This window comes from Streptomyces sp. NPDC048349 (genome assembly GCF_040651925.1).
Classification (GTDB): Bacteria; Actinomycetota; Actinomycetes; order Streptomycetales; family Streptomycetaceae; genus Streptomyces.
In genome coordinates this window covers 14,973-38,155 of record NZ_JBEZLA010000014.1, presented here as the reverse complement: position 1 = coordinate 38,155, position 23,183 = coordinate 14,973, and the positions used below count along the sequence as shown (strand labels likewise).

The window sequence follows — 23,183 nt, the reverse complement described above, 5'->3', positions numbered from 1 at the left end:
TTGACCCGGGCTCAAGTGTTTGCCGATTGGCTGGTCCGGTCCCCGTGTTGTGTCGACGGGGACCGGAAAGCTCGCGGTGGCCGCGCAGAGAGGCGCTCGATGGTGTCGAATACAAACCAGGACCGGATGCAGGCTGCCCTGCCGGCGATCCGTGCGTTGCAGAAGCGTGCGGCAGACCTCGAGGCGAAGCAGTCCGAGCCGATCGCGGTCGTGTCCATGGCCTGCCGCCTCCCTGGCGGGATCGACACCCCGGAGGCCTTCTGGGAGCTGCTCGCCTCCGGCGGGGACGCCGTCGGCGGCCTGCCGTCGCGCTGGACCGGCCTGGACCTGTACGACCCGGACCCCGAGGCCGTCGGCAAGACGTACTCCCAGGACGGCGGATTCCTCGACGGAGCCGAGGACTTCGACGCACCGTTCTTCGGCATCTCGCCGCGCGAGGCCCTCTCGATGGACCCGCAGCAGCGCCTGGTCCTGGAGGCCTCGTGGGAGGCGCTGGAGCGGGCCGGTATCCGCCCGGACGCGCTGATGGAGAGCCGCACGGGCGTCTACCTCGGCACCATGAGCTCCGACTACGGACACCTCGGCCGCGACCTGGACGCCCTCGACGGCTACGTCAGCACGGGCAAGGCGTCCAGCGTCGTCTCGGGCCGCGTCTCCTACACGCTGGGTCTGCAGGGCCCGGCCGTCACCGTCGACACCGCCTGCTCCTCCTCCCTGGTCGCCCTGCACCTGGCCGTGCAGGCGCTGCGGCAGGGCGAGTGCGAACTCGCCCTCGCGGGCGGCGTCACCATCATGAGCGCCCCCTCCCTCTTCGTGGAGTTCTCCCGCCTGAAGGGCATGGCGGCCGACGGGCGCTGCAAGTCGTTCTCGGCCGGCGCCGACGGCGCCGGCTGGGCCGAAGGCGTGGGCGTGATCGCCCTCAAGCGGCTCTCCGCCGCCCAGCGCGACGGCGACCGCGTCCTGGCCGTGATCCGCGGTTCGGCGGTCAACCAGGACGGCCGCAGCCAGGGCCTGACCGCCCCGAACGGCCCCTCGCAGCAGCGGGTGATCCAGGACGCGCTGGCCGCGGCCCGGCTGACCCCGGCGGACATCGACGCGGTCGAGGCCCACGGCACCGGTACCTCCCTGGGTGACCCCATCGAGGCGGGCGCACTGGCCGAGGTCTTCGGCCCGGGCCGCGAGGAGGGCCGGCCGGTCTGGCTCGGTTCCTCGAAGTCGAACATCGGGCACGCGCAGGCCGCTGCCGGTGTCATCGGCGTGATCAAGATGGTCCTGGCGCTGGAGCACGGGGTGCTCCCCAAGACGTTGCACGCCGAGGAGCCGACCCCGCTGATCGAGTGGGACACCAGCGGACTGGAGCTCCTTCAGGAGGCGCGTGCGTGGGAGCGGGGCGCGGAGCGCACCCGCCGCGCGGGCGTCTCGTCCTTCGGCCTCAGCGGTACCAACGCCCACGTCGTGCTGGAAGAAGCCCCGGCCGAACAGCCCGCCGAACCGGCAGCCGAGCTGCCGACCGGTCCCCTTCCGGTGGTCGTGTCGGGGCGTGACGAGGCCGCGCTGCGGGAGCAGGCGGGCCGTTGGGCGGACTGGCTGTCCGGGCGTACCGAGGTTCCGCTGGCGGACGTGGCGGTCACCGCTGCCCGGCACCGGTCGCACTTCGAGTCCCGGGCGAGCGTCGTCGCGGCGGACACCGAAGGCCTGGTGGAGGCGCTGCGTGCCCTCGCCGGGGGCGACGCGCACGACGCGGTCGTGACGGGTTCGGCCGCGCGCCGCGGCAAGGTCGTGTTCGTGTACCCGGGCCAGGGCTCGCAGTGGGTGGGCATGGGCCGCGAACTCCTCGCCGAGAACGGGGTCTTCGCCGAGACGGTCGATGCCTGTGATGCTGCTCTGCGTCCGTTCACGGGCTGGTCGGTGCGTGAGGTGCTGGCGGGGGAGGAGGGTGATCACCCGCCGTTCGACCGGGTGGACGTGGTGCAGCCCGCCCTGTTCGCCATGGGTGTGGGCCTGTCCGCGGTCTGGCGCTCGCTGGGTGTGGAGCCGTCGGCCGTGGTGGGTCACTCGCAGGGAGAGGTCGTCGCCGCTGTGGTGAGCGGTGCTCTGAGTCTGGAGCAGGGCTCGCAGATCGTCGCCCAGCGTTCCCAGGCGGTCCTGGCCCTGGCTGGTCAGGGCGGTATGGCTCTGATCGAGCGGCCGGTGGCGGAGGTCGAGGAGTTCATCGCGCCGTACGGGGAGGCACTTTCCGTCGCGGCGGTGAACACGGCTGGCTCGACGGTGATCTCGGGTCAGGCCGACGCGATCGCGAAGATCGTGGCGGAGCTCTCCGAGCAGAACGTGTACGCCCGCAAGATCAACGTGGACTACGCGTCCCACAACGCCCAGATGGACCCGCTGCTCCCCGCACTGGCGGAGGGCTTCGAGGGGATCGCCCCGACGGGCACGGACATCGCTTTCTACTCCACCGTCACGGGCCAGATCGCCGACGGCACGGACCTCGACGGCTCGTACTGGTGCCGCAACCTGCGCGAGCCGGTCCGCTTCGACCGGGCCCTGAACCAGCTCCTGGACGACGGTCACGGCGTGTTCGTCGAGATCAGCGCCCACCCGGTGCTGTCGATGCCGCTCACCGACGGCAGCGCCGAGCGCGGCGGTATCGTCGTCGGCTCCCTGGCCCGTCAGCACGGTGAGCCGGCCCAGCTGCTCCGCAACCTCGGCCTGCTCCACGTCCAGGGCCACACCCTGAACTGGGACCGCGTCCTCGGCGCAGGCACCGGCACCGGCACCCTCGTACAGCTCCCCACGTACCCCTTCCAGCGCGAGCGGTACTGGCTCGAGTCGGACGAGCGCGCCGGCGACGTCCGGTCGCTGGGCCTCACCGCCTCGGCGCACCCCTGGCTCGGCGCGGTCACCGCTCTCGCCGACGGCGAGGGGTACCTCTTCACCGGCCGCCTCTCCTCCGCCCAGCACCCCTGGCTCCAGGAGCACGCGGCCTTCGGCACGCCCCTCGTCCCCGGCACCGGCCTGCTCGAGCTCGTCCTCACCGCCGCCCACCACATCGGCGCCCCGGGCGTATCCGAACTCGTGCTCACCGAACCGCTGTTGCTCGGCCCGGACGGCGGCGCGGTCCGCCTCCAGGTCGCCGTCGGCGCACCCGACAGCACCGGCCGCCGCCCGGTCGCGGTCTACAGCCTCCCGGAGAACGCGGCCGACGACGCCCCGTGGCGCCGGCACGCGGCCGGTTCCCTCTCCCACGCCCCGACCGCCGACCACGACACCTTCGCCGAGCTGGCCCAGTGGCCGGTCCCCGGCACCCAGCCCGTCGACCTCGACGGGTTCTACGACCGCCTCCGCGTCCGCGGCCTCGACTACGGCCCCGCCTTCCAGGGCCTGACCGCACTGCACCGCGCCGGCAACACCGCGTACGCGCAGGTCCGGCTGCCGGAAGGGCTGAAGGCCGACGAGTTCGGCATCCACCCCGCACTCCTCGACGCCGCCCTGCACGCCCTGGTCGGCGTCCAGGACACCGCGGCCACCGACGACGCCTCGCAGGTCCTGCTCCCGTTCGAGTGGACGGGCGTCGAGCTCCTCGCCGCCGGAGCCACCGAGCTCCGCGTACGCGTCGAACTCGACTCCCAGCAGAACAGCGTGCGCGTCACCGCCACCGACCCGGCCGGCCGGCCCGTCGCCCACGCCGAGGGGCTCCAGCTGCGCGCCGCGGGCGCCGAACAGCTGAAGGTCACCGAGACCGTCGACCACCTCTACCAGGTCGCCTTCCAGGCCCCGCCCGTCCTGGAGGAAGCGGCACAGGACGGCCCGACCTGGGTCCTGGGCGAGGAGTCCCTCGGCTTCGCCGCCGTGCACCCGGACGCGGACGCCCTGTTCACCGCCCTCTCCGCCCTCTCCGCCCACGACGCAGACGCGGACGCGGACGCGGGCGCCCCGGTCCGCATCCTCGTCGACGCGACCCGCCCGGCCGGCGCGACGGCCCTCGACGAGGCCACCGCCGGACTGGAACTGCTGCAGCGCCTGCTCGCGGAACCGCGCCTCGAACAGACCGAGCTGATCTGGCTGACCCGCGGAGCGGTGGACGCGGACGGTGGCCCCGTACGCGACCTGCCCCGCGCGGCCCTGTGGGGCCTGCTGCGCACGGCCCGCACCGAGCACGCCGACCGGGTGATCCGCCTCGTCGACATCGACGCCGAGCCGGCTGCCGTGGCGGCGGAGGTGGCGCGAGCCCTGTCGGTGACCGGTGAGCCGGAGCTCGCGGTGCGCGGGGGTGAGGTCCGGGTGGCGCGTCTGGTGCGCGCGGAGTCCGGTGGTGAGCTTCCGCGGTTCGCGGCGGACGGGTGCGTGCTGGTGACGGGTGGCACGGGTGAGCTGGGCCGTACGCTGGCCCGTCACCTGGTGACCGTCCACGGTGTCCGGCATCTGGTCCTGACGTCCCGGCGTGGCCCGGATGCTCCGGGGGCCGCGGAGCTCGTGGCTGAGCTGGAGGCGGCCGGTGCGCAGAGCGTGCGGATCGTCGCGGCGGACGTCTCCGACCGCGCTCAGGCCGAAGCGCTTCTGGCGGCGCCCGACCGTCCTTGGACGGCCGTCTTCCACCTGGCCGCCGTACTCGACGACGGACTCCTCGTGTCGCAGGACGCGGAGCGTCTGGCGCGCGTCTGGCAGCCGAAGGCGCAAGCCGCGCTGCACCTGCACGAGCTCACGCAGGGCCTGGACCTTGCCGCGTTCGTGCTGTTCTCCTCGGCCGCCGGTGTCCTGGGTGGTGCCGGTCAGAGCAACTACGCGGCCGCGAACACCTTCCTCGATGCCCTCGCCGCGCACCGCCGCTCCCAGGGCCTGCCCGCGACGAGCCTGTCGTGGGGTCTGTGGCAGCAGGCCGGGCACGGTCTGACCGCCACCCTCGGCCAGGCCGAACTCGCCCGGCTCCGTCGCCAAGGTGTGGCCGCGCTCACCGAGCAGCAGGGCCTCGCCGCTCTGGACGCGGCCCTCGGCTCCGCACACGGCCACCTGGTCCCCGTACGCCTCGAACTCACCTCGCTCCAGCGCGAGCTGGACGGGGGCGGGACCGTGCCGGCCCTGTTCCGGGGCCTGCTGCGCGCCCGCCGCCAGCGGGCCGGCCAGTCCGGCGGCACGCCGACCGGGCTGCGCGAGCAGCTCGCCGCCCAGCCGGAAGCTGAGCGGCTGCCGTCGCTGATCCGGCTGGTGCAGCGCGAGGCGGCCGTCGTCCTCGGGATCGCCGCGGCCGACGGGATCGGCGCGCAGCAGGTCCTCAAGGAACTCGGCATCGACTCCCTGATGGCCGTCGAGCTGCGGCGCAGGCTGTCGTCCGAGACCGGGGTCACGCTCCCGTCCACGCTCGCCTTCGACTACCCGACGCCCACCGCCATCGCCGGCCTGCTCCTCGACAAGCTGGCCCTGAGCACCGGCAAGCCCCAGCAGAACCAGAAGCAGAACACCCTCCGGCACGGCGCCGCCCCGGCCGCCGACGACCCAATCGCGGTCGTGTCCATGGCCTGCCGCCTCCCCGGCGGGATCGACACCCCCGAGGGCTTCTGGGAGCTGCTCGCCGCGGGCGGGGACGCCGTCGGCGGCCTGCCGTCCCGCTGGGACAGCCTGGGCGTCTACGACCCCGACCCCGAGGCCGTCGGCAAGAGCTACTCGCGCGAAGGCGGCTTCATCGAGGACATCGAACGCTTCGACGCGTCCTTCTTCGGCATCTCCCGGCGCGAGGCCGTGTCGATGGACCCGCAGCAGCGCCTCGTCCTGGAAACCTCGTGGGAGGCCCTGGAGCGGGCCGGCATCCGCCCCGACTCGCTCAGCGAGAGCCGCACCGGCGTCTACCTCGGCGCCATGACCTCCGACTACGGCCACCAGGGTCACGACCTGGAGGCCCTCGACGGCTACACCAGCACGGGCTACGCCTCCAGCGTCGTGTCCGGCCGCGTCTCGTACGCGCTGGGCCTGCAGGGCCCGGCCGTCACGGTCGACACCGCCTGCTCCTCCTCGCTGGTCGCCCTGCACCTGGCCGCCAGCGCGCTGCGCCAGGGCGAGTGCGAGCTCGCGCTCGTCGGCGGCGTCACCGTCATGAACAGCCCCGCTCTCTTCGTGGAGTTCTCCCGCCTGAAGGGCATGGCCCCCGACGGTCGCTGCAAGTCCTTCTCGGCGCAGGCCGACGGCGCCGGCTGGGCCGAGGGCGTCGGCATCCTGGTCCTCAAGCGGCTGTCGGCCGCCGAACGGGACGGGGACCGCGTCCTGGCCGTCATCCGCGGCTCCGCCGTCAACCAGGACGGCCGCAGCCAGGGCCTGACCGCGCCGAACGGTCCCTCGCAGCAGCGGGTGGTCCAGGACGCCCTCGAAGCGGCCCGCCTGACCCCTGCCGACATCGACGCGATCGAGGCGCACGGCACCGGAACCTCGCTGGGTGACCCGATCGAGGCGGGCGCGCTGGCCGAAGTGTTCGGCCCCGACCGCGACGAGAACCGTCCCGTCTACCTCGGCTCCTCCAAGTCCAACATCGGCCACGCGCAGGCCGCCGCGGGCGTGGTCGGCGTGATGAAGATGATCCTCGCCCTCCAGCACGAAACCCTGCCCAAGACCCTCTACGTCGACGAGCCCAGCCCGCACGTCGCCTGGGACGGCAGCGGCCTCGAGCTGCTGAACGAGGCGCGGCCGTGGGAGCGGGGCGCGCAGCGCACCCGCCGTGCGGGCGTCTCCTCCTTCGGCCTGAGCGGTACCAACGCCCACGTGATCGTGGAGGAGCCGCCCGCGGCGACTCCGGCGCCCGTGGCCGGGACCGCTACGGAGGTACCGCTTCCGGTGGTCGTGTCGGGCCGTGACGAGGCCGCGCTGCGGGAGCAGGCGGGCCGTTGGGCGGACTGGCTGTCCGGGCGTACCGAGGTCCCGCTGGCGGACGTGGCGGTCACCGCTGCCCGGCACCGGTCGCACTTCGAGTCCCGGGCGAGCGTCGTCGCGGCGGACACCGAAGGCCTGGTGGAGGCGCTGCGTGCCCTCGCCGAGGGCGACGCGCACGACGCGGTCGTGACCGGAGCCGCGCGTGAGCGCGGCAAGGTCGTGTTCGTGTACCCGGGCCAGGGCTCCCAGTGGGTCGGCATGGGCCGCGAACTCCTTGCCGAGAACCGGGTGTTCGCCGAGACGATCGATGCCTGTGATGCTGCTCTGCGTCCGTTCACGGGCTGGTCGGTGCGCGAGGTCCTGGCGGGGGAGGAGGGTGACCACCCGCCGTTCGACCGTGTCGATGTGGTGCAGCCCGCCCTGTTCGCCATGGGTGTGGGCCTGTCGGCGGTCTGGCGCTCGCTCGGTGTGGAGCCGTCCGCGGTGGTGGGTCACTCGCAGGGCGAGGTCGTCGCCGCTGTCGTGAGCGGTGCTCTGACTCTGGAGCAGGGTTCGCAGATCGTCGCCCAGCGTTCGCAGGCCGTCCTGGCCCTGGCGGGTCAGGGCGGTATGGCCCTGATCGAGCGGCCGGTGGCGGAGGTCGAGGAGTTCATCGCCCCGTACGGCGAGGCCCTTTCCGTCGCCGCGGTGAACACGGCCGGTTCGACAGTGATCTCGGGTCAGGCCGACGCGATCGCGAAGATCGTCGCGGAGCTCTCCGAGCAGAACGTGTACGCCCGCAAGATCAACGTGGACTACGCATCCCACAACGCCCAGATGGACCCGCTCCTGCCTGCCCTGGCGGAGGGCTTCACCGGCATCACCCCGACCGGCACGGACCTCGCCTTCTACTCCACGGTCACCGGAGAGGTCGCCGACGGCAGCGAGCTGGACGGGACCTACTGGTGCCGCAACCTGCGCGAGCCGGTCCGCTTCGACCGGGCCCTGAACCGCCTCCTGGACGACGGTCACGGCGTCTTCGTCGAGATCTCGGCGCACCCGGTGCTGTCGATGCCGCTCACCGACGGCAGCGCCGAACACGGCGGCATCGTCGTCGGCTCCCTGGCGCGCCAGCACGGTGAGCCGGCCCAGCTGCTCCGCAACCTCGGCCTGCTCCACGTTCAGGGCCACACCCTGAACTGGGACCGCGTCCTCGGCGCAGGCACCGGCACCGGCACCGGAAACCTGGTGCCCCTGCCCACGTACGCCTTCCAGCGCGAGCACTACTGGCTCGAGACCGCCAAGCCCACCAGCAACGTCCGGTCCGTCGGCCTCGACGTCCCCGAGCACCCGTGGCTCGGCGCGGTCACCGCCCTGGCCGACGGCGAAGGACACGTCTTCACCGGCCGGATCTCCCTCGCGGACCACCCCTGGCTCGCCGAACACGCGGCCTTCGGCACCGTCCTCGTCCCCGGTACCGGCCTGCTCGAACTGGCCCTCACTGCCGCCCATCACGTCGGCGCGGCGTCCGTCGCGGAACTCACCCTGCTGGAGCCGCTGACCCTGACCGAGGAATCGGTCCTCCGGCTCCAGGTGGTGGTCGGACCGTCCGACACCGCCGGCCGCCGTCCGGTCACCCTCTACAGCCGCCCGGACGAGGTCTCCGACTCCGGCTGGCACCGCCACGCCACCGGCGAACTCGCGGAAGCCGCGGAGCCCGCAGAGCTCACCGCCGCCGACGCCGACACGTTCGCCGAGCTGGCCCAGTGGCCGGTCCCGGGCGCCGAGTCCGTCGATCTCGACGGCTTCTACGACGGTTTCCGCGAGCGCGGCCTGGACTACGGCCCGGCCTTCCAGGGCCTGACCGAGCTGTGGCGCAAGGGCGACACCGCGTACGGCCTCATCCGGCTCCCCGAGGGCCTGAGCGCCGATGACTTCGGTGCGCACCCGGCCCTCCTCGACGCCGCGCTCCACACCCTCATGGGCGTCCGCGGCCAGGACCCGAACGACCGACAGGTGCTGCTCCCGTTCGAGTGGACGGGCGTCGAGCTCCTCGCCGCCGGAGCCACCGAGCTCCGCGTGCGCATCGACCTCGACGAGACCCGCACCAACACCCGCATCTGGGTGGCCGACCCCGCCGGCCGGCCCGTCCTGCGCGCCCGCGGCCTCGCCATCCGCGAGGCGAGCCCGGAGCAGATCCGCGCCGGCGAGCGCGCCGAGCACCTCTACCGCGTCGACTTCGCCGCCCGCGGCACGCTGGCCCACGAGGACACCCCGGCGGGCGGCACATGGATTCTCGGCGACAACGCCGGGACGTTCCCAACACTGGAGGCCGACTATGTGGCTGATGTGGATGTACTCCTTGCCCAGATCGATGAGCGGGCCGAGCTACCCGTTCGACTGGTTTTGGATGCGACGCGAGGGATAGGGCGGAGCGCGCAGGAACTGACCGCCTCCGCACTCACCACGCTCCAGCGTCTGCTCGCAGAACCCCGGCTGGCCTCGACCGAGCTCGTCTGGGTGACCCGCTCGGCCGTGGACACGGGCGACGGCGTGGCCGACCTGGCCCACGCCCCGTTGTGGGGCCTGGTCAGGGCGGCCCGCACCGAGCACGCCGACCGGGTGATCCGCCTCGTCGACATCGACGCCGAGCCGGCTGCCGTGGTGGCGGAGGTGGCGCGAGCCCTGTCGGTGACCGGTGAGCCGGAGCTCGCGGTGCGCGGGGGTGAGGTCCGGGTGGCGCGTCTGGTGCGCGCGGAGTCCGGTGGTGATCTGCCGCGGTTCGCGGCGGACGGGTGCGTGCTGGTGACGGGTGGCACGGGTGAGCTGGGCCGTACGCTGGCCCGTCACCTGGTGACCGTCCACGGTGTCCGGCATCTGGTCCTGACGTCCCGGCGGGGCATGGAGGCTCCTGGGGCCCCGGAGCTCGTGGCCGACCTGGAGGCGGCCGGTGCGCAGAGCGTGCGGATCGTCGCGGCGGACGTCTCCGACCGCGCTCAGGTCGCCGGTCTGCTCGCGGATGCGGACCGTCCCTGGACGGCCGTCTTCCACCTGGCCGCCGTACTCGACGACGGACTCCTCGAATCGCAGGACGCGGAGCGTCTGGCGCGCGTCTGGCAGCCGAAGGCGCAAGCCGCACTGCACCTGCACGAGCTGACGCGAGACCTCGGCCTTGCCGCGTTCGTGCTGTTCTCCTCGGCCGCCGGTGTCCTGGGCGGTGCCGGTCAGAGCAACTACGCTGCGGCGAACACCTTCCTGGACGCCCTGGCGGCCCACCGCCGTGCCAACGGCCTGCCCGCGACGAGCCTGTCGTGGGGTCTGTGGCAGCAGGCCGGCCAGGGTCTGACCGCCACCCTCGGCCAGGCCGAACTCGCCCGTATGCGCAGGCGCGGCATCGCCGCGCTCAGCGAACGCCAGGCCCTGTCGGCCCTGGACGCCGCCCTGGCCTCCGCCGAGCCGCACCTGGTCCCCGTACGCCTCGAACTCACGCCCCTCCAGCGCGAGCTGGACAACGGCGGCGACGCCCCCGCCCTCCTGCGCGGCCTCCTGCGCGCCCCGCGCAAGCGCGCGGGCGGCGAGGCGGCGACCGGCGGCAACGGGCTGCGCGAGCAGCTGACCGCACTGCCGGAAGCCGAGCGCCTGCCGCGGCTCGCCCAGCTGGTGCAGCGCGAGGCCGCCGTGGTCCTCGGCGCCTCCGGCAGCGCGGGAGTCGGCGCCCAGCAGGTCCTCAAGGAGCTCGGCATGGACTCCCTGATGGCCGTCGAACTGCGCCGCCGCCTCTCCGCCGAGACCGGCACCTCGCTGCCCTCGACCCTCGCCTTCGACTACCCGACGCCCACCGCCATCGCCGGCCTGCTCCTCGACAAGCTGGCCGTGGGAGCCGGGGGAGCGGCACGGACCGGACAGCGCGTGACGAAGAACCAGATCGACAACCTCGTGGAACTCCTGCGTTCCGCGACACCGAAACAACTCGAGGAGCCGGGCCTGGCCGCCGGGCTGCTGGCGCTGCGCGACGGCCTGGCCAAGGCCTCGGCAGCGTCCGGCCCGGCCGAAGCCGCCGAGGCCGCCGACACCGAAGCGGAGCTCGGCGGCGACAGCACCGATGACCTCCTTCAGTTCCTGGATCGCAAGCTTGGAGTGAGTGAATGAGCGCGTCCGAAGTCGAGAAGCTGGAAAAGCTCGAGGCGTACCTGCGGCGCACGGCGAACGCGCTCGTCGAGACCGAGAAGGAACTCAACGCCGAGCGGGCCTCCCGTACGGAACCGATCGCGGTCGTCTCGATGGCCTGCCGCCTCCCCGGCGGGATCGACACCCCCGAGGGCTTCTGGGAGCTGCTCGCCTCGGGCGGGGACGCCGTCGGCGGCCTGCCGTCCCGCTGGGACCGCCTGGGCGTCTACGACCCCGACCCGGAAGCCATCGGCAAGAGCTACGCCCGCGAGGGCGGCTTCATCGAAGGAGCCGAGGGCTTCGACGCCCCGTTCTTCGGCATCTCGCCGCGCGAGGCGCTCTCCATGGACCCGCAGCAGCGCCTGGTCCTGGAAACCTCGTGGGAGGCGCTCGAGCGGGCCGGTGTCCGCCCCGACTCGCTCAGCGAGAGCCGCACGGGCGTCTACCTCGGCACCATGAGCTCCGACTACGGCAACCAGCAGGGCCACGACCTCAACGCCCTCGACGGGTACAGCACCGGCAACGCCAGCAGCGTCGTCTCGGGCCGCGTCTCCTACACGCTGGGCCTGCAGGGCCCGGCCGTCACCGTCGACACCGCGTGCTCCTCCTCCCTCGTCTCCATCCACCTGGCCGTGCAGGCACTGCGGCAGGGCGAGTGCGAACTCGCCCTGGCCGGCGGCGTGACCGTGATGAGCACCCCCGCACTGTTCGTGGAGTTCTCCCGCCTGAAGGGCATGGCCGCCGACGGGCGCTGCAAGTCGTTCTCGGCCGGCGCCGACGGCGCCGGCTGGGCCGAGGGCGCGGGCGTGATCGTCCTGAAGAAGCTCTCGGACGCGCAGCGCGATGGCGACCCGATCCTGGCCGTCATCCGCGGCTCCGCCGTCAACCAGGACGGCCGCAGCCAGGGCCTGACCGCCCCCAACGGCCCCTCGCAGCAGCGCGTCATCCACGACGCCCTCGAAGCAGCCCGCCTGACCCCCGCCGACATCGACGCGATCGAGGCCCACGGCACCGGAACCCCGCTCGGCGACCCCATCGAGGCGGGAGCACTGGCCGAGGTCTTCGGCCCCGACCGCGACGGCAAGCGGCCCGTCTACCTGGGCTCTGCCAAGTCGAACCTCGGGCACGCCCAGGCCGCTGCCGGTGTCATCGGCGTGATCAAGATGGTCCTGGCGATGGAGCACGGCGTGCTCCCCAAGACCCTGCACGCCGAGGAGCCCAGCCCGCACGTCGAGTGGAAGAACAGCGGCCTCGAGCTGCTGAACGAGGCGCGCGCGTGGGAGCGGGGCGCGGAGCGCATCCGCCGTGCGGGCGTCTCCTCCTTCGGCCTGAGCGGTACCAACGCCCACGTCGTCCTCGAGGAGCCCCCGGCCGCGACTGCGGCCCCCTCCCCGTCCCCGTCCCCGTCCTCGTCCCCGTCTCCGACCGCCGAGCCGACCGGAGCAGCACCGCTCCCGGTGGTGGTGTCGGGGCGTGACGAGGCCGCTCTGCGGGAGCAGGCGGACCGTTGGGCGCAGTGGCTGTCGGGCCGTCCCGGGGTACCGCTGGCCGATGTGGCGGTGACGGCTGCCCGTCATCGTTCGCACTTCGAGTCGCGGGCGAGCGTGGTCGCGGCGGACTCCGCCGGTCTGGTGGAGGCGCTGCGTGCGCTCGCCGAGGGCACTTCGCACGACGCCGTGGTGACCGGTGCCGCGACTGAGCGTGGCAAGGTCGTCTTCGTCTATCCGGGTCAGGGCTCGCAGTGGGTCGGCATGGGCCGTGCGCTGCTCGCCGAGCACCCGGTCTTCGCCGAGACGATCGACGCCTGTGATGCTGCTCTGCGTCCGTTCACGGGCTGGTCGGTGCGCGAGGTCCTGGCCGGTGAGGAGGGTGACCACCCACCGTTCGACCGTGTCGATGTGGTGCAGCCCGCCCTGTTCGCCATGGGTGTGGGCCTGTCGGCGGTCTGGCGCTCGCTGGGTGTGGAGCCGTCCGCGGTGGTGGGTCACTCGCAGGGCGAGGTCGTCGCAGCTGTCGTGAGCGGTGCTCTGACTTTGGAGCAGGGCTCGCAGATCGTCGCCCAGCGCTCGCAGGCGGTCCTGGCCCTGGCTGGTCAGGGCGGTATGGCTCTGATCGAGCGGCCGGTGGCGGAGGTCGAGGAGTTCATCGCCCCGTACGGTGACGCGCTCTCGGTCGCCGCGGTGAACACGGCCGGTTCGACGGTGATCTCGGGTCTGGCGGACGCGATCGCGAAGATCGTGGCGGAGCTCTCCGAGCAGAACGTGTACGCCCGGAAGATCAACGTGGACTACGCGTCCCACAACGCCCAGATGGACCCGCTGCTCGCCGCACTGGCGGAGGGCTTCACCGGCATTACCCCGACCGGCACGGACATCGCCTTCTACTCCACCGTCACGGGCCAGATCGCCGACGGCACGGACCTCGACGGCGCGTACTGGTGCCGCAACCTGCGCGAGCCGGTCCGCTTCGACCGGGCCCTGAACCGCCTCCTGGACGACGGCCACGGCGTGTTCGTCGAGATCTCGGCCCACCCGGTGCTGTCCATGCCGCTGACCGACGGCAGCGCGGAGCGCGGCGGCATCGTCGTCGGCTCCCTGGCCCGCCAGCACGGCGAGCCGGCCCAGCTGCTCCGCAACCTCGGCCTGCTCCACGTCCAGGGCCACACCCTGGACTGGGACCGCGTCCTCGGCGCCGGACGCCTCGTGCAGCTCCCCTCGTACGCCTTCCAGCGCACCCGCTACTGGATCGACGCCCCGAAGACCTCCGGCGACGTGCGCGGCGTCGGTCTCGACGTCCCCGAGCACCCGTGGCTCGGCGCGGTCACCGCTCTCGCCGACGGCGAGGGGTACCTCTTCACCGGCCGGATCTCCCTCGCCGAGCACCCCTGGCTGGCCGGTCACGCGGCCTTCGGCTCGGTCCTCGTCCCCGGCACCGGCCTGCTCGAACTGGCCCTCACCGCCGCCCACCACGTCGGCGCCCCGGGCGTTGCCGAACTCGTGCTCACCGAGCCGCTCTTGCTCGGTTCGGACGGAGCCGTCCGCCTCCAGGTCGCCGTCGGCGCACCCGAGAGCACCGGCCGCCGCCCCATAACCGTCTACAGCCGCCCCGAGGGCAGCGACGAGGAGTGGCGCCGGCATGCCACCGGTGAACTCGCGGAGCCCGCAGACCTCACCGCCGCCGCCGACGCCGACACGTTCGCCGAGCTGGCCCAGTGGCCGGTCCCGGGCGCCGAGTCCGTCGATCTCGACGGCTTCTACGAGGGTTTCCGCGAGCGCGGCCTGGACTACGGCCCGGCCTTCCAGGGCCTGACGGAACTCTGGCGCAAGGGCGACACCGCGTACGGTCTCATCCGTCTCCCCGAGGGCCTGACCGCCGACGAGTTCGGTGTGCACCCGGCCCTCCTCGACGCCGCGCTCCACACCCTCATGGGCGTGCGCGACGAAGAAGCGCGGCAGCGCGTGTTCATGCCGTTCGAGTGGACGGGCGTCGAGCTCCTCGCCGCCGGAGCCACCGAGCTCCGCGTACGCATCGACGTCGCGTCCGGCGCGGACGAGCACCTCACCCTCACCGTCGCCGACGGCACCGGCCGCCCCGTCGTCCGCACCCGCGGCCTGGCGATCCGCGAGGCGAGCGCCGAGCAGATCCGCGCCGGCGAGCGCGCCGAGCACCTGTACCACCTCGAGTTCCGCCCCACCCGGACCCCGGGCGACGCGGAGCCGGCCGGAGAGACCTGGGCCCTCGAAGGCGACGCCGGGATCGCCGCCGCCCTCGGTGCGCAGGTGTTCGCCGACGCCGACGCGCTCCTCGCGCACCTGGCCGAAGGAGCCGACGCCCCGGCCCGTGTCCTCGTCGACGCCACCGGCACTGCGGCCGCCGCCGACGCCCGCGAGCTGACCGCCGCCGCGCTCGGAACCCTCCAGCTCCTGCTGGCCGAACCGCGCCTCGAACAGACCGAACTGGTCTGGCTGACCCGCTCGGCCGTCAACGGCGTTAACGGCGTTAACGGCGTTAACGCGGGCGACGGCGTGACCGACCTGGCCCACGCCGCCCTGTGGGGTCTGCTCCGCGCGGCACGCGCCGAGCACACCGACCGGACCCTCCGCATCATCGACCTCGGCACCGACCGGGCCCGGGACGACCTCGCGCTGGCCCCGGCCCTCACCCTCACCGACGAGCCCGAGATCGCGCTGCGCGACGGGGAGATCCGTACCGCCCGCCTCGTCCGCACGGCCAAGGCGTCCGACGCCCCGCGCCTGGACCCCGACGGTTCGGTTCTGGTGACGGGTGGTACGGGTGAGCTGGGCCGGGCTGTGGCCCGTCACCTGGTGTCCGTGCATGGCGTACGTCATCTCGTACTGACGTCCCGGCGTGGCCCGGATGCTCCGGGGGCCGCGGATCTGGTGGCCGAGCTGGAGACGGCCGGCGCCGAGAGCGTGCGGATCGTCGCGGCCGACGTCGCCGACCGTGACCAGGTCGCCGGCCTGCTCGCGAATGCGGACCGTCCCTGGACGGGGGTCTTCCACCTGGCTGCCGTACTCGACGACGGACTCCTCGAATCGCAGGACGCGGAGCGCCTGGCCCGTGTCTGGCAGCCGAAGGCGCAAGCCGCACTGCACCTGCACGAGCTGACGCGAGACCTCGGCCTTGCCGCGTTCGTGCTGTTCTCGTCGGCCGCCGGTGTCCTGGGTGGCGCCGGTCAGAGCAACTACGCAGCGGCGAACACCTTCCTGGACGCCCTCGCCGCGCACCGCCGTGCCAACGGCCTGCCCGCGACGAGCCTGTCGTGGGGTCTGTGGCAGCAGGCCGGACAGGGTCTGACCGCCACCCTCGGCCAGGCCGAACTCGCCCGCATGCGCCGCATGGGCATCGGTGCGCTCACCGAGCAGCAGGGCCTCGCCGCCCTCGACACCGCCCTCGGCTCCCCGCACCCGCACCTGGTCCCGGTCAAGCTCGACCTGGTCACCCTGCAGCGGCGCCCCGACGAGGTGCCCGCCCTGCTGCGGGCCCTCGTCCGCGCCCCGAAGAAGCGGGCCGGGCAGTCCGGTGGTACGCCGACGGGACTGCGCGAGCAGCTCGCCGCCCAGCCGGAAGCCGAGCGGCTGCCGTCGCTGATCCGGCTGGTGCAGCGCGAGGCGGCCGTCGTCCTCGGGATCGCCGCGGCCGACGGGATCGGCGCGCAGCAGGTCCTCAAGGAACTCGGTATCGACTCCCTGATGGCCGTCGAACTGCGCCGCCGACTCTCCGCCGAGACCGGGGTCACGCTGCCCTCCACCCTCGCCTTCGACTACCCGACGCCCACCGCCATCGCCGGCCTGCTCCTCGACAAGCTGGCCCTGACCACCGGCCGGCCCAAGCCGAACCAGAAGCAGAACACCCTCCGGCACACCGCCGCCCCGGCCGCCGACGACCCGATCGCGGTCGTGTCCATGGCCTGCCGCCTCCCCGGTGGCATCGACACCCCCGAGGCGTACTGGAACCTCCTCGCCACGGGCAGCGACGCGATCGGCGAACTGCCCTCGCGCTGGGAGAACCTCGGCGTCTACGACCCCGACCCCGAGGCCGTCGGCAAGAGCTACGCCCGCGAAGGCGGCTTCATCGAGGCCGCCGCGGACTTCGACGCCGCCTTCTTCGGCATCTCGCAGCGCGAGGCCCTCTCCATGGACCCGCAGCAGCGCCTCGTCCTGGAGACCGCCTGGGAGGCCCTGGAGCGGGCCGGCATCCGTCCGGGCACGCTCAGCGAGAGCCGCACGGGCGTCTACCTCGGCGCGATGAGCTCCGACTACGGCGAGCAGGGCCGCGAACTCGACGCCTTCGACGGCTACGTGAGCACCGGCAACGCCTCCAGCGTCGTGTCCGGCCGCGTCTCGTACGCGCTGGGCCTCCAGGGGCCGGCCGTCACCGTCGACACCGCCTGCTCCTCCTCCCTCGTCTCCCTGCACCTCGCCGCGACCGCCCTGCGGCAGGGCGAGTGCGAGCTCGCGCTGGTCGGCGGCGTCACCGTCATGAGCACGCCCCGGCTGTTCGTGGAGTTCTCCCGCCTCAAGGGCATGGCTCCCGACGGCCGCTGCAAGTCCTTCTCCGCCCTGGCGGACGGTGCGGGCTGGTCCGACGGCGTCGGCATACTCGTCCTGAAGCGGCTGTCGGCCGCCGAGCGCGACGGGGACCGCGTCCTGGCCGTCATCCGCGGCTCGGCCGTCAACCAGGACGGCCGCAGCCAGGGCCTGACCGCACCGAACGGCCCCGCCCAGCAGCGCGTCATCCTCGACGCCCTCGAAGCGGCCCGGCTGACCCCCGCCGACATCGACGCCGTCGAGGCCCACGGCACCGGCACCCCGCTCGGCGACCCCATCGAAGCGGGCGCGCTGTCCGAGGTCTTCGGCCCCGACCGCGACGAGAACCGTCCCGTCTACCTCGGCTCCTCCAAGTCCAACATCGGCCACGCGCAGGCCGCCGCCGGTGTCGCGGGCGTCATGAAGATGATCCTCGCCCTCCAGCACGAAACCCTGCCCAAGACCCTCTACGTCGACGAGCCCAGCCCGCACATCGCGTGGGACGGAAGCGGCCTGGAACTCCTGCGGGAAGCCCGGCCCTGGACCCGGGAACCCGAGCGCACCCGCCGTGCGGGCGTCTCCTCCTTCGGCCTCAGCGGCACCAACGCCCACGTCGTCCTCGAAGAACCCCCGACCGCCGCCCCGACCCCGGCCATCCCGGCGACGGGAGCCACCGGAGCCACGGGAGCGACGGCAGCCACGGGAGCGACGGCAGCCACCGGAGCGACGGCAGCCCCGGGAGCGACCGAAGCGACCGAAGCGACGGAACCGTCCATAGCGACCCAAGCGACCCAAGCGACCCAAGCGACCGAAGCGACCCAGACGCCCCAGGCACCCGCCGCTTCCCAGGCACCCGCAGCCCCCGAGGCCCCGCGGGCCCCCCTCCCCCTGGTCCTCTCCGGCCGCGACGAGTCCGCCCTGCGCACGCAGGCGACCCGCTGGGCCGACTGGCTCGAGGGCCGCCCCGAGGGCCGCCCGGAGGTTCAGCTCGCCGACCTCGCGTACACCGCGGCCCGCCACCGCACGCACTTCGAGCACCGCGCCGCCCTCACGGTGACCACCACCGCCGAAGCGGTCACCGCGCTGCGCGCCCTCGCCGACGGCCGCACCCCCGCGGGCGCCGCCGAAGGCACCGCGGCCGAAGGCCCCCTCGCCGTCCTGTTCACCGGACAGGGCAGCCAGCGTCCCGGCATGGGCCGCGCCCTGCACGCCGCCCTGCCCGTCTTCCGGCAGGCCTTCGACGCAGTGTGCTCCGCGCTCGACCCGCACCTGAACCAGCCGCTGGCCGAGCTCGTCCTCGGCGGCTCCGCACTCGTCCACGAGACGGAGTACGCCCAGCCCGCCCTGTTCGCCATCGAGACCGCGCTCTTCCGCCAGTGGGAGGCCTGGGGCGTGCGCCCCGCCGCGGTCGCCGGGCACTCCATCGGCGAACTCGCCGCCGCCCACGTCGCCGGAGTCCTCACCCTGGACGACGCGGCCCGCCTGGTCGCCGCCCGCGGCCGCCTCATGCAGGCCTGCGAGCGCGGCGGAGCCATGGCGTCCGTGGAAGCCTCGGAGTCCGAGGTCCTCGACACCCTGGAAACCCTCGCCGACGTCCCCGGACGCATCTCGATCGCCGGCATCAACGGGCCCGCCCAGACCGTCGTCAGCGGGGACGAGGCCGCCGTGGCCGCCGTCACCGGCCACTTCACCGAACTCGGCCGCCGCACCCGCCGGCTGACGGTCTCCCACGCCTTCCACTCCCCGCACATGGACGCCATGCTCGACGCCTACCGGCAGGTGGCCGAGGACATCACCTTCGCGGCCCCGCGGATCCCCGTCGTCTCCACGGTCACCGGCACCCGGATGGGCCCCGACCTCGCGCCCGGCGAAGGCCTGCGCGACGCCGGATACTGGGTACGGCAGGTCCGCGACGCCGTGCGCTTCCTGGACGCCGTACGCACCCTCGAGGCCGACGGCATCGGCCGCCACCTCGAATGCGGCCCCGCCGCCGTCCTGGCCGCCATGGGCGCCCACTGCGTCACCGACCCCGCCGTGTTCGTCGCCTCCCAGCGCGCCCCCAAGGACCCCGACCAGACCCCCGACGAGGTCCGCGCCCTCATCGAGGCCCTCGGCACGCTCCACGTCAGCGGCCAGGAACCCGACTGGGAGCAGGTGTTCACCGACCGGACCGCCGCCGCACGCGCCCGTACGGCCGAACTGGCCGCCGAGCTGCCCACGTACGCCTTCCAGCGCGAGCGCTACTGGCTCGAGCCCGCCCGCGGCAGCGGCCGCGGCGCCCGCGACACCGGCCTCGTACCGGCCGGGCACCCCTGGCTCGCCGCCGTCCTCACGCTCGCCGACGGCGAGGGCCAGCTGCTCTCCGGCCGGCTCTCGCTCTCCGACCACCCCTGGCTGGCCGACCACGCCGTCTTCGGCAGCGTCCTCGTGCCCGGCACCGGCCTGCTCGACCTCGCCCTGGCCGCCGCCCGGGCCGTCGGGTCCGAGCGGGTCGCCGAACTCACCCTCGCCCAGCCGCTCGTCCTCACCTCCGGCGCGCCCCTGCGGCTCCAGGTCAAGGTCGCCGCCCCGGACACCGAAGGACGCCGGAAGATCACCGTCCACAGCCAGCCGGAGGCATCCGCCGACCCGGCCGCCTGGACCCTGCACGCCTCCGGGGAACTCGCCGACGACCCCGCCGGCGACACCCCCGAGGGACTGGCCGAACTCGCCCACTGGCCCGTTGCGGGAGCCGAGCCCATCGGCCTCGACGGCTTCTACGAGCAGCTCGGCGGCGAAGGCCTCGCCTACGGGCCCGCCTTCCGCGGCCTGACCGCCCTCTCCCGCCAGGGCCACGTCGCCTACGGCCGCGTCGCCCTGCCCGAACCGCTGCGCCAGGCCACCGACGGCCACGGAGTCCACCCGGCGCTCCTGGACGCGGCCCTGCACGTCCTGGCCGGCGTCACCCCCGGCGGACCCGGCCGGCCCGAGGGCACGGTGCTGCTCCCCTTCGCCTGGACCGACGTCACCCTGTACGCCACGGACAGCACCGAACTGCGCGTCCGCATCGCACTGGACCCGCAGGACGGCGGCCACGACCCGCAGTCCCCGGCCGCCGGCCTGTCCGCCACCGTCCTGGTCACCGACGCCACCGGCGAGCCCGTCCTGTCGGCAGCGCTCCAGATCCGCGAGGCCACCGCCGACCAGCTGCGGGTCACCCGCCCCGAGGGCGAGCACCTGTACCGCGTCGACTTCCAGCCCGTGACCGAGCCCGCCCCAAGCGCCCCGCAGCCCGCGACCACCCTGGTGATCGGCGGCAGCGGAGCCCTCGCCGACGTCCTCGGCGCCCCCTGGTCGGCCGGCCCCGAGCCGCTGCTCGCCGACGGCCCCGCCCCCGAGCGCATCATCATCGACGCCACCACCGCCACACCCGCCCCCCTCGACACGGCCGAGCCGAACACCCTGGCCGCGCTGGACCTCGTACAGCACCTGCTCACCGAGAAGACCGCGGAATCCGAACTGGTCTGGATCACCCGCGACGCCGTCGCGGCCCGCCCCGAGGACACCGTCACCGACCTCGCCCACGCCCCCCTGTGGGGCCTGGTACGAGCCGTGCGCGGCGAGGTCCCCGACCGCACCCTGCGGCTGCTCGACCTCGACACCCCCACCCCCGACGCGACGGCCCTGGCCGCCGCCCTCGCCACCACCGACGAACCCGAACTGGCCCTGCGCGGCGACGCCCTGTTCGCCCCCCGCCTCGTGCGCACCGCCCGCGCCGCGGCCGCCCACGGCGGCGGGGCCCTCACCCCGCCCGACGGCGACGGACCGTGGCACCTGGACATCCGCGAGAAGGGCAGCATCGACAGCCTCGAACTCGTCCCCGTCCCCGTCGACGGCCCCCTCGGCCCCGACGAGGTCCGCGTCGCCGTCCGCGCCGCCGGCATGAACTTCCGCGACGTCCTCAACGCGCTCGGCATGGTCGCCACACCCAAACTGGGCCTGGAGTTCGCCGGCACCGTCCTGGAAACCGGATCCGCCGTCACCCACCTGCGCCCGGGCGACCGGGCCATGGGCCTCGCGCTCGGCGCCTTCGGCACCGAGGTCCGGGGCGACGGCCACCTGATGGCCAAACTGCCCGACACCCTCACCTTCGAGGAGGGTGCCACCATCCCGCTGGCCTTCCTCACCGCCTACTACGCCCTCACCGACCTCGGAGCGCTGCGCCCCGGCGAGAAGCTCCTCGTCCACGCGGCCGCCGGCGGTGTCGGCATGGCCGCCGTCCAGCTCGCCCACCACCTCGGCGCCGAGGTCTACGGAACCGCCAGCCGCCCCAAGTGGGACACGCTGCGCGCCCTCGGACTGTCCGACGAGCGCATCGCCTCCTCCCGCGACACCGCCTTCGAGCAGCGGTGGCTGACCGCCACCGGCGGGGCCGGCTTCGACGCCGTACTGAACTCCCTCGCCGGCGAGTTCACCGACGCCTCGCTGCGCCTGCTGCCGCACGGCGGACGCTTCCTGGAAATGGGCAAGACCGACATCCGCGACGCCGACGCCGTCGCCGCCGCCCACCCGGGCGTCGCCTACAGCGCCTTCGACCTGATGTCCCTGGAACCCCGCCACCTGCACCGGATGCTCACCGAGCTGTCCGCCCTGCTCGCCGACCGGGTGATCGCCCCGCTGCCCTACCTCGCCTACGACGTACGGGAGGCCCCCGCGGCCTTCCGCCACATGGCGCAGGGCCGCCACACCGGCAAGCTGGTCCTCACCGTCGGCCGGACCCTCGACCCGGAGGGCGTCGTCCTGCTCACCGGCGGCACCGGCGAACTCGGCCGCAACCTGGCCGCCCACCTCGTCGCCGAACACGGAGTCCGCCACCTCGTCCTGACCTCCCGCCAGGGCATGGCCGCTCCCGGCGCGCAGGATCTGGTGGCCGACCTTGAAGCCGCCGGCGCAGCCGGCGTGCGCATCCTGGCCTGCGACGTCTCCGACCGCGACGCGGTGGCCGGCCTGCTCGCCGAGGCCGGCAGCGAGCGCCCGCTGACGGGCGTGGTGCACCTCGCGGCCGTGATCGACGACGGTGTCGTGCACAACCAGACGCCCGAGCGGTTCGCCCGCGTCCTGGCCCCCAAGCTGGCGGGCGCCCGGCACCTCCACGAGCTGACCCGCGAACTGGACCTGGCCGCCTTCGTCCTCTTCTCCTCCGTCGCCGGCACCCTCGGCTCGCCGGGCCAGTCCAACTACGGCGCCGCGAACGCCTTCCTGGACGCGCTCGCCGCCCACCGCCACAAGCGCGGCCTGCCCGCCACCAGCCTCGCCTGGGGCCTGTGGGCCCAGGGCGGCGCCGGAATGACCGCGCAGCTCGGCGAGGCGGAACTCGCCCGGATGCGCCGCCAGGGCGCCCAGCCCCTGACCGCCGCCGAGGGCCTCGCCCTCTTCGACACCGCCCTGGCCCGCCCCGAACCGCACCTGGTGCCGCTCAAGCTCGACACCGCCCGCCTGGCCGCCGACGACTCCGCAGCGCGGCCGCCGGCCCTGCTGCGGGCCCTGGTCCGCACCCAGCCCAGGAAGGCCAAGGAGGCCACCGAGCGCGGCTCCGCCTTCCGCGACCGGCTGGCCGCCCTGCCCGCCGAGGAACGCGAGGGCGAACTGCGCAAGTTCGTCCAGCAGGAGGTCACCGCGGTCCTCGGCCTGTCCGGCAGCGTCCCGCTCGACAAGCCCATGCGCGAGTTCGGCTGGGACTCCCTGATGGCCGTCGAACTCAAGAACCGACTCGCCCGGCACACCCAGGTGGCCGTGCCCAACACCCTCGCCTTCGACTACCCCACGCCGCGCGCCATCGCCGGATACCTGCACGGCAAGCTCTCCTTCGACGGCGTCGGCGGCGCACCGCAGACCGCGGCCGCCTCCGACACCCCGCCGCAGGACCCGGCGCAGGCCGCCCAGTGGGCGGTGGCCCGGATCGGCGTCGAACGGCTGCGCCAGAGCGGTCTGCTGGACCGCCTGCTGGAACTCGCCGCCCCCGCCACCGCCACCGCCGAAGCCCCCGCCGACGCCCTGCAGACCGCCCAGGAACTCACCGACGACGAGATGGACGCGGCCCTGGACGCCGTGCTCGGCGGCATCTGACCCCCGGGGGCCGCCTCCCCCAGGCCGGCC

General features: G+C 73.9%; 2 protein-coding genes. Both read left to right on the top strand.

The genetic code is table 11. From position 1 onward, the window contains the following. The first annotated feature begins 99 nt into the window (after positions 1 to 99). Positions 100 to 10,980, top strand: coding sequence for a type I polyketide synthase (locus AB0D44_RS10695; protein ID WP_362587557.1), 10,881 nt, complete (start codon positions 100 to 102; stop codon positions 10,978 to 10,980). After that, complete coding sequence (locus AB0D44_RS10690; protein ID WP_362587554.1) at positions 10,977 to 23,153, top strand: SDR family NAD(P)-dependent oxidoreductase; 12,177 nt, start codon at positions 10,977 to 10,979, stop codon at positions 23,151 to 23,153. Before AB0D44_RS10695 ends, AB0D44_RS10690 begins: the two co-directional genes overlap by 4 nt. Positions 23,154 to 23,183 lie beyond the last annotated feature (30 nt).